The 7797-nt window shown below is 68.2% G+C and carries 11 protein-coding genes; 3 read left to right on the top strand and 8 right to left on the bottom strand.

The window, feature by feature from the left end; translation table 11 throughout:
- Positions 1-911: DUF222 domain-containing protein (locus AC1DGE_RS16800; RefSeq protein WP_476917856.1), on the bottom strand; the 911-nt coding region annotated here is incomplete at its 3' end.
- A gap of 415 nt (positions 912-1326) precedes the next feature.
- Here AC1DGE_RS16800 and AC1DGE_RS16795 point away from each other — a divergent pair.
- Entirely contained in the window at positions 1327-1917 is a 591-nt protein-coding gene (locus AC1DGE_RS16795) for an NUDIX domain-containing protein (protein ID WP_441419371.1), read from the top strand.
- Between the two features lie 138 nt (positions 1918-2055).
- On the opposite strand, the gene AC1DGE_RS16790 is transcribed toward AC1DGE_RS16795, so the two are convergent.
- From AC1DGE_RS16790 to truB, 4 genes are all read right to left on the bottom strand, one after another.
- Positions 2056-2436: a MarR family winged helix-turn-helix transcriptional regulator gene (locus AC1DGE_RS16790; RefSeq protein ID WP_441419367.1), complete on the bottom strand. Its 381-nt coding sequence runs from the start codon at positions 2434-2436 to the stop codon at positions 2056-2058.
- A 320-nt stretch (positions 2437-2756) separates the two neighbouring features.
- Positions 2757-3248 carry a hypothetical protein gene (locus AC1DGE_RS16785; protein ID WP_441419366.1) on the bottom strand — a complete coding sequence of 164 codons (492 nt, stop codon included), beginning with the start codon at positions 3246-3248 and terminating at the stop codon, positions 2757-2759.
- Between the two features lie 22 nt (positions 3249-3270).
- On the bottom strand, positions 3271-3624 hold the full coding sequence (locus tag AC1DGE_RS16780) for a hypothetical protein (protein WP_476893560.1): 354 nt from the start codon (positions 3622-3624) through the stop codon (positions 3271-3273).
- Between the two features lie 2 nt (positions 3625-3626).
- Positions 3627-4604: a tRNA pseudouridine(55) synthase TruB gene (truB, locus tag AC1DGE_RS16775; protein ID WP_476893559.1), complete on the bottom strand. Its 978-nt coding sequence runs from the start codon at positions 4602-4604 to the stop codon at positions 3627-3629.
- Positions 4605-4685: 81 nt separating this feature from the next.
- On the opposite strand from truB, the gene AC1DGE_RS16770 reads away from it, so the two are divergent.
- Together AC1DGE_RS16770 and AC1DGE_RS16765 are read left to right on the top strand one after the other, a co-directional pair.
- Entirely contained in the window at positions 4686-5849 is a 1164-nt protein-coding gene (locus AC1DGE_RS16770; RefSeq protein WP_476893558.1) for a pyridoxal phosphate-dependent aminotransferase, read from the top strand.
- A 94-nt stretch (positions 5850-5943) separates the two neighbouring features.
- Positions 5944-6141, top strand: a complete 198-nt coding sequence (locus tag AC1DGE_RS16765; RefSeq protein ID WP_175323187.1) for a hypothetical protein — start codon at positions 5944-5946, stop codon at positions 6139-6141.
- Between the two features lie 38 nt (positions 6142-6179).
- On the opposite strand, the gene AC1DGE_RS16760 is transcribed toward AC1DGE_RS16765, so the two are convergent.
- The 3 genes from AC1DGE_RS16760 to rbfA form a co-directional block, all read right to left on the bottom strand.
- Positions 6180-6527: a CU044_2847 family protein gene (locus AC1DGE_RS16760; RefSeq protein WP_441419362.1), complete on the bottom strand. Its 348-nt coding sequence runs from the start codon at positions 6525-6527 to the stop codon at positions 6180-6182.
- Positions 6524-6973 (bottom strand): thioredoxin, encoded by a 450-nt coding sequence (trxA, locus tag AC1DGE_RS16755; protein WP_476917855.1) that lies wholly within the window; start codon positions 6971-6973, stop codon positions 6524-6526. The genes AC1DGE_RS16760 and trxA overlap by 4 nt, the downstream gene beginning before the upstream one ends.
- A gap of 154 nt (positions 6974-7127) precedes the next feature.
- Positions 7128-7637, bottom strand: coding sequence for a 30S ribosome-binding factor RbfA (gene rbfA, locus AC1DGE_RS16750; protein ID WP_476893556.1), 510 nt, complete (start codon positions 7635-7637; stop codon positions 7128-7130).
- Between the last annotated feature and the right edge of the window lie 160 nt (positions 7638-7797).

Genomic DNA, 7797 nt, shown 5'->3' with positions numbered 1-7797 from the left:
CGTTCGAGGAGGTCGCGGTAATCGATGGTGACCATGACCTGGGGCCGGAGCCCTCCGGTGGCGGGCAGTGCGCCGGAAGCCAGGGCCACTTTGCAGGCGCCGACCAGGCCGTCGAGGGATTTCTGCGGCCTCGACCGCCGGTCGAGCAGTGTTTCTTCGGTGCCCGCCACGCCGCCGGCCGCGCTGCCGGGTTCGCTGCCCGCGCTCCCGGTTGCCGCATCATCGGGAGCCTCGGTGCCGGTGCGGGGGTTGGTGGCGGTGTTCATCACGGTCAGCAGGTGTTCGAACTGTTCGGTCGTGGCGAAGATTTCCAGATGTTGCAGGCCGTGGCGGGGTTTCCGGAGGAACGCGCCCTGTAACTGGCGCAGGACCTCCTCGGAGGGTTCGGCGCCGTCCTGGTCGATCGCGTCCGTCCAGCGCCTCGCGACCCGGGCCAGGAAATCCGGGTCGTGCTCCACTGCGGTCCGGGTCAGGGCATGTTCCATCCGGGCGGCCGTCTCCGCATCGCACAGCGGCCGCACCCGGGCCAGGGCGAGGGTGATGATGGTCGCGGACCGCGACGGGACCGTACCGGCGGCCACGGCGTCGGCGAGTTCCTCGCGCAGGGGCGGGAGCGGCTGGCCGGTGATCCCGGTCCGCGGCAACACGTCCCCGGCCAGGGCCAGCCGGCGGTGGGCCTCGACGGCGGTGATCTGGAGCCGGTCCCGCAGGAACTCGCCGGTCTTGCGGTAGCCGTCATCGAGGACCGGGGCGTTCTCGGCGGCAGCCTCCTTGCGGGTCCGGTTCACCGCCCCGGCAGCAACAACCTGCAGGTATTCCAAGGCCCGGGCAGCCTCTTCGACCCCGGCGGCGAACTCCACGGCCTCACCGAACCCGAACAGCGCCGCATCCCCGGCCGCCGTCGCGGTCAACTCCCGTAGCTGTCCCAGAACGCTACGCAGTGACCGACCCCGGCGGACATCATCGCCCGGCCAGCCGGCCGGCCGAGCAATGAGGGCTGCACTGGTTCCCATGAATCAATTCTGCCGTGGACCTACGACATTATTGCCCGCACCGGAACAGCCGTCGCCCTCTTAGGACGGGGGCGGCAGCGGCGCGGAACCTGCACGGGACCGGCCACGGAAAACCCCCGGACATCACCACCCGGCCGCCTGGAGCAAAGGCGACCGCGGCACTGATTCCCATGGACCAATCCAAGCAGGAGGGTAGGACACATTTTGAAACAGCTCACACGCGGCCCGGATCCGCCAGACGGCGGCATGACAGACTAGCCGGATGGACAGCTCAGTCTCCCCGCAGCCAGCCCAACAGGACCCCGCTGAAGATCTGTCGGCCGCAAGCGCAAAGCCGGAAGAGCAGGAAACGCCCCCGCGCAACCCGTACCTCGAGCCCCGCCGGCCGCTCGGACCGCGGGACCCCGGCGATGCCTGGGTGGAAGGCGAACACGGCCGCTTCTGGGGCCGCTTCGGCTCCGCGGGACTGCTCGTCCATGATGCTGCGAAGGGTGTGCTGCTGCAGCACCGCGCCACCTGGAGCGACCAGGGCGGAACGTGGGGACTTCCCGGCGGCGCCCTGCATCAGGGTGAGGACGCCGTCAACGGCGCGCTCAGGGAGGCCAACGAGGAGGCCGCGGTACCGCCCGAATCCGTCCGCGTGCTGTTCACCTCGGTGTTCGACGTCGGGTACTGGTCCTACACGACCGTGGCCGCCCAGGTCGTCGAGCCCTTCGAACCGGCCATTAGCGACCCGGAAAGCCTTGAATTGCAGTGGGTCAGCCTTGAGGGTGTGGGCGACAAAGAGCTCCACCCGGGGTTTGCGGCCGCGTGGCCCGCGCTGCGTCGCAGGCTTCAGGCTCCCCGCGAAGGTGACCGCCGCGATAGTGACGGAGCCGGCACGTCAGGCACGTCAGGCAAGTAACGCCAGCGACGACGACGGCGGCGCCACGTGGCGCTAAGGCCAGCGGCTCCGCCGTCGAACGGACGCCTGGGCCGTGCAGCTGGCCAGTAAGACTCTCAGCCAATCACAGCAGGGTGTCCCCGCAGGAAAGAGCAGCGCTCAGTACCGGCCCGGGACCTCGAAGGCGGCCAGTATCCTGGCAAGATCCTGCTGCAGCGTGGTCCAGCCCTCCAGGTCCTCGGGAAGCGCGTCGCGCTCGATCCGATGCGCAGTCGCCAGCGCGGCGATACCCGACGTCGTCAGGGCCACAGAGAACTGCCTGCGGTCGCGCTGGTCCCTGGTTCGGGTGACGAGGCCGGACTCTTCGAGCCGGCCGAGCACCTTCCCCAAGGACTGGCTCTGGACCGCGATCCGGCGCGCCAGCTGCTCCTGGTTCAACGGCCCCCCGGCCAAACCCTGGAGGGCTATCACGGCGGCGTGCGACAGGCCCAGCGCCGCCAGGGCCTGGTCCTTGCGCCGCTCTACCACCCGTGCGGCCATGGATAAGAGCTGATCCGTCCGCCACCTCTTAGTGGCCGGATTATTGTCCGCGCTCTCGCTCATCCGCGGCACCCGGACCGGCGCCCTTTGCCTGCTCTTTTCGGTTCCCATGTTGCTCGGGGAACGGCGTTCACAATGCTCATGATGCCTCCCTCGCTCCGGTGGACAAACTTAAGGTGCGCGGCTATCACACGCCGCACTCCGGTCCTACCATAAGCATGCTTACTATGTATTTGGCAAGTCTGCTTACTATTCGGCGCCGCCGGGGCACGGCAAGTAGCCCCACGTCGGGGGCTCCATCGGTTGGGCGGAAAGCCGGGTCAGGCCTGCTTGGGCGCCGGGCGGCGGCGGTAAAGCCAGATGAGGCCAAGGATCGGCAGCAGCAGCGGGATGAAGCCGTAGCCGCGGCCAAACAAGGACCAAACCGTCTCGTGCGGGAAGTTGACCGCATCGAAAAGACTGAGCGCTCCGACCACCAGAACCCCGATCAGCTCGACCAGGACGGCGGTCACGGACACCTTGAACCAGGTCCGGCCGGCCTTCGCGAGGGACACGGTCGCCACGATGTAGACGACGGCGGCGAAGGCGGACAGCAGGTAGGCAAGCGGCGCCTCGGAGAACTTGGTGAGGATCTGGTACCCGGCCCGGGCGGTTGCCGAGAGCGCGAACACCGCATAGACAGCAATCAGCAGCCGGCCCGGTCCGGTGTTGCGGGTATCCTTCGACGCCGGGCGGGCGGTCCCGGCGGCGGTTTCGCTCGGCTGCCCGGCGGTGGTCCCGGCGTCGCCGCCAGTGTGCTGTGAAGCCGTCATGTTCTTCTTTGCCTCTTCCACGTCAGTACCAGATCTGGTTCATTCGGGCCGCCATCACCAGCGCGGTGACGCCGACAGCCGCCAGCACGAAATTGCTCCACCGGGTGCGTTCCAGGATGGCCCAGTACACCGCGCCGACCGGGAGCATCAGCGCTGTGACCAAGTAGCCCCAAAACTCCCAGGGCTCCCCCGCGATGTGCTCCCCCGACGCGACCCGGATAATCGAACCCACCAGATAGACCAGCAGGGACAGTTCGACGGCGGCCACCGAGAGGATTGTCGCATCGTTCGGGGCCTTCTTCAGGATGCCGGCACCGACGCAAAGGAGGGTGGAGAGCAGCCCTACCACCAGGATGATGTAGAAATACGCGTCCAAGGCTAGCCCGCCGGCTCTGCGGAGGAAGGCGCGGAGGAAGGCGTCACGGAGGCAGTCTTCCCGGCGGCCGGTTTTTCATTGTCCGGCGCGAAGACCAGCACGGGCTTGGCATAGCTTCCGGCGTCGGCCAGCAGCGCCACGAGTGAGCCGTCCGGCGCGAACGCGGCCGCGGGCTTCTCCGGCGTTGCGGCGTCCGGCGTGCCGGCAGCGGCACCCGCCGCGATCCTGCGGCCGAAGGACAGTTCCGTGGTTTCTTCCGCCGTGAGCTCCCGGTTGGGCATGAGCGCCCGGGCTGCCTGAGACATCTCCAGGACGTCCAATTCCTCGGCCAGCTGCTCCAGGGTGCGCGCCTGCTCCAGGCTGTAGGGGCCAACCTGGGTCCGGCGCAGGGCGGTGAGGTGGCCTCCAACACCGAGGGCCTCGCCGAGATCCCGGGCGAGGGCACGAATGTACGTGCCGGAGGAACACTCCACGGTCACGTCCAAGTCCAGGGCTTCGCCGTCCTGCGTGCGGCGGAGTTCGTGGATGTCGAAGCGGTAGATCGTCACAGGCCGTGCGGCGAGCTTCACATCTTCCCCGGAACGGACGCGGGCGTAGGCACGCTCACCGTTGACCTTGATGGCACTGACACTGCTGGGAACCTGCTGGATCTCGCCGGTCAGGGCGGCGACGCCGGCCCGGATGCCTTCCTCGGTGACCGCGGCGGCACTGCGGGTTGCGGTGACCTCGCCTTCGGCGTCGTCCGTGACGGTCGACTCGCCAAGGCGGATGGTGGCGGTGTAGGTCTTGGAGGTGCCCACGATGTAGGTCAGCAGGCGGGTCGCCTTGTTGATGCCGAGCACCAGCACCCCGGTTGCCATGGGGTCCAGCGTTCCGGCGTGGCCCACCTTTCGGGTACCGGCGATCCGCCGCATCCGTCCAACCACATCGTGGCTGGTCCAGCCTTGCGGCTTATCCACTATTACCAGTCCAGAAAGCACGCCTCCCAGTATATCCGCGCCGGGACGGCCCCCGGCGCGGACGCCCGGGCCTGGCAGCCGGCCACGGCTAGGATGGCAGACATGCCCGAGCTTGCAGCCCACGTCCGCGACGTTCCCGTCAACCAGATCCGCGAAATCACCGAGGCCGCCTGGCACACGCCCGGCGCGATCGTGCTGAGCATCGGCGAGCCGGGCTTTGCCCTCCCCCGGCACATCCTCGAGGCCGGGATGGCCTGCCTGGACCGTGACGAGACCAACTACACCCCCAATGCCGGCATTCCGGCGCTGCGGGAAGCCTTCGCAGCCAGATTCCGCGAGCACAATGCGACGCCGGTCGGCGCCGAACGGGTGTACGTCGTCGACGGCGCGCAGCAGGGCCTGCACTTTGCCATGACCTTGTTGCTCTCCCCCGGCGACGAAATCCTGATCCCCAATCCGGGTTACCCGACCTTTGCGATGACGGCCAGCCTGCTGCATGCCGTCCCGGTCGGATACCCGCTCTACCCGGACCACGACTTCCAGCCGCGGATCGAAGACATCGAAGCGCTGATCACGCCGCGGACCAAGGTCCTGATCCTCAATTCCCCGTCCAACCCGCTCGGGGCCGTGCTGGGCGAGGAACTCACCCGCAGCCTCCTGGAGCTGGCCCGGCGGCACGATCTCTGGATCATCTCGGACGAGTGCTACGAGGCCTTCACCTATGACGTACCGCACATCAGCCCGGCCCGCTTCGACAGCGACGTTCCCGGCGAGGCCAGGGTGTTCACCTCCCTGACCCTGTCCAAGACCTACGGGCTTACGGGGCTGCGCATCGGTGCGCTGATCTGCCCGCCGGGGATCGAGCAGCAGATGAACAACGTGATGGAGGCGATCGTTTCCTGCGTCGCGTCGCCCTCGCAGTATGCCGCGCTGGCAGCCCTGACCGGCCCGCAGGACTACGTCAGCCACGCCCACGCGCATTACCGGGCCAATCGGGACGCCGCCTCCGCCGTGCTGGAGTCCAAGGGCATCCCGTTCCTCACCGCGCAGGGCGCCTTCTACCTCTGGGCCGACGTCTCGCACGTCAGCGGCGGAGACGTTCGGGCCTGGGTGCGGCGCTTCCTCGGGGACTCCGGAGTGTCCTTCGCCCCGGGCACCGCGTTCGGCTCCATCGGCGAAGGCTGGATCCGGATTGCCCTGTGCGGCAGCCAGGCGGAGCTTGTGGAAGGCCTGGGCCGGCTCCCTGCCCGCGACCCGGCCGTCTAGTCCTACCGCCCGGGCGCGCCAGGCAGTAGCCTGACCAAACGCGGGTGCGGGCGGATTCACGGCGGGTGCGCGGCTGGCCCGGGAGGAGGACCTCATGTGGTGGCAGGACTTGTTGTGGGGCATCTGGAACGGGCTCACGGCCTGGATTGTGCTGATCGCCCACGTCTTCGGGGCCTGGCGGGAGTTCCCCTTCTACAACATGGGGCGGGCCGGCAACTGGTATGACTTCGGCTTCCTGCTGGGGATGGGCTCCCCGCTGCTGGGCGGCCTGGGCGCCCGACGGCGGCGCTGAGGCAGCGACGCCGGCCGATCCGGATCAGGGTTACCGGCTCAAAGCCGGATTTCGTCTTCCGGCAACGGCAGCGGCGCCTGCGCCGCGCTGAAGGACATCTTGACGATGAAGTGTCCCTCGGAGCAGTTCCTCGCGATGATGGCCCCCGCTTCGCCGGCCAGCTTCACCCCGAATTGAAGTTCCAGATGTTCGGGAGCGAGCTCCCTCATCACGTCGGCAGCGGCCCTGGCTGCCGGCCTCACCGCGGCAAGGGCGTCTTCAAGCCGCCGGCCGGCGTCGAGGATGCCGAGTTCGTTGCGCGCCGGCCGTTCGACGCCGAAGCTGCCTTCCTCGACCTCCACCAGCACCGTTCCCGACCCGACCTCGTAGCGCAGGATTTCAGTCATTGCTTGCTCCCTTCGGGCCGGGCTGCCAGCGCACCGTCCAGCCAACTGCGCAGGGCAGCAGCCGGCGGGGCTCCCGCCTGCCGTGCCACGACCTTGCCGTTGGCGATCACCAGCATGGTGGGAATCGCCTGCACATCGAAGCGCCGGGAAAGCTCCGGAGACTTGTCCACATCCACCTTGACGAGTTTGACCCGGCCGGCCCGTTCCTGCGCCAGTTTGTCCAGTACCGGGCTGACCATCCGGCATGGGCCGCACCACGCCGCCCAGAAGTCCACCAGGGCGGGCACCGGGGACCGCTCCGCGACGGGGGCAAAGTCTGCGTCGCCGGCCTCGACAATCCACGGCAGGTCCCGGCGGCACTTGCCGCAGCGCGGGTGCCCGGCCGCAGCGGCCGGTATGCGGTTGGTCGTGCCGCACTGGGGGCACTTGAGGAGCGTCGTCGTCACGGCCGGTCGCCGCCGTTCCACTTGCCCGCAGTCATGCCTCCATGGGACGCTCGGGCCGGGACCGGGCATAGAGTCCAAAGTCCTCCGGAGCCCCGGCGGACACAGAACTGGCCGGGCCCGTTTCCGGGTCCGGCCAGTTCTGGCGGTGCTGGGGTTACTTGTTGCTGTCCTCGTCGACGTCGCCGTCGGCGGTGAGGTCAGTGTCCTCTTCGTCGAAGTCGTCTTCGTCGAGCTCGACGTCCTCCGGGATGTCGCTCTTGTACGGATCGGCGTCGCCGGCGTGCTTGGCGCTGGCGGCCAGGGCCGCAACCTCGGCGTCGCGCTTCTTGGCCTCGCGCAGCAGTTCCTCAAGGTTCGAGGCCACCACGGGGATCTGGTCGGCCACGAATTCCAGCGTCGGCGTCAACCGGACGGTGATGTTGCGGCCGACTTCCTGGCGCAGCACACCCTTGGCCTTCTCCAGGCCCTTGGCCGCGTCGGCCTGGGCCACCTCGTCGCCGAAGACGGTGTAGTAGACGGTCGCGTGCTGCAGATCATTGGTCACACGCGCGTCGGTTACGGTCACGCCTTCCAACCGGGGATCCTTCACCCTCCGGCCCAAAGCCTCAGCGACGACAACCTTAATCCGCTGCGCCAACTTGGCAGCCCGTGCGGGATCAGCCATTTCCACTCCTAAAAAATTTGGATGTACGACGACGCCGAAACGAATGCCGCACATTGGTGAGTTTGGTGCCACGCGCCTAAGTCAAGCCTACGACGGACTCCCGTTAGATTTTTTCCGGCGGCCTGGGAGTGGCATCGGGCCTGCCGGAGCTGGGCGGCCG

The sequence above is a fragment of the Arthrobacter sp. 05N425 genome, from assembly GCF_056397125.1.
The sequence above is the reverse complement of the archived record's forward strand: the minus strand, read 5'-3'. Positions and strand labels throughout refer to the sequence as shown.

Bases quoted from the DNA above. Each gene is read 5' to 3' on its own strand.
- rbfA (WP_476893556.1), bottom strand. From the start codon at position 7,637: ATGGCTGATCCCGCACGGGCTGCCAAGTTGGCGCAGCGGATTAAGGTT.
- AC1DGE_RS16765 (WP_175323187.1), top strand. From the start codon at position 5,944: ATGTGGTGGCAGGACTTGTTGTGGGGCATCTGGAACGGGCTCACGGCC.
- AC1DGE_RS16760 (WP_441419362.1), bottom strand. From the start codon at position 6,527: ATGACTGAAATCCTGCGCTACGAGGTCGGGTCGGGAACGGTGCTGGTG.
- AC1DGE_RS16785 (WP_441419366.1), bottom strand. From the start codon at position 3,248: ATGACGGCTTCACAGCACACTGGCGGCGACGCCGGGACCACCGCCGGG.
- AC1DGE_RS16790 (WP_441419367.1), bottom strand. From the start codon at position 2,436: ATGGCCGCACGGGTGGTAGAGCGGCGCAAGGACCAGGCCCTGGCGGCG.
- AC1DGE_RS16770 (WP_476893558.1), top strand. From the start codon at position 4,686: ATGCCCGAGCTTGCAGCCCACGTCCGCGACGTTCCCGTCAACCAGATC.